This window comes from Corallococcus sp. AB049A, assembly GCF_003668885.1.
GTDB lineage: Bacteria > Myxococcota > Myxococcia > Myxococcales > Myxococcaceae > Corallococcus > Corallococcus interemptor.
This window is the reverse complement of record NZ_RAWL01001285.1, coordinates 1-414: the sequence shown is the minus strand read 5'-3', so window position 1 is coordinate 414 and position 414 is coordinate 1. Positions and strand designations below refer to the sequence as shown.

The following is a 414-nucleotide window of genomic DNA, read 5'->3' as shown; positions in this document are numbered from 1 at the left end:
GGTGAAGGCGGTGGTGGTGCAGCCGTTGGCCAGCACGCCGGCATCGGCGAGCGCGTCGATCCACATCTGCCAGTCTTCACCGCCCATCACCGCGACGGTACCGGCGATCTCTTCCGGGGTAGCCGGCTGCAGGTGGGTCTCGGTCAGCACTTCCTTGTCGGTATCCAGGCCACGCAGGGTGATCGGCTCGCCGATCGGCTTCAGCGAGGAGCTGATGATCTCGCCGGTCTTCGGATGCTTGCGGCGCGGCGCCGCCAGGCTGTAGACAACCTGGTCGACCTGGCCGAGATCGGCCTTGATCATTTCGATGGTCTTCGCCTTCACTTCATCGGAGAAGGCATCGCCGTTGATGCTCTTGGCATACAGGCCGGCTTCGTCGGCGTACTTGTGGAACGCAGCCGAGTTGTACCAGCC

At 64.0% G+C, this 414-nt stretch carries 1 pseudogene; it reads right to left on the bottom strand.

The window, feature by feature from the left end:
• A pseudogene (locus D7X55_RS47015) lies at positions 1 to 414 on the bottom strand (bifunctional NADH-specific enoyl-ACP reductase/trans-2-enoyl-CoA reductase); the annotation flags it as partial.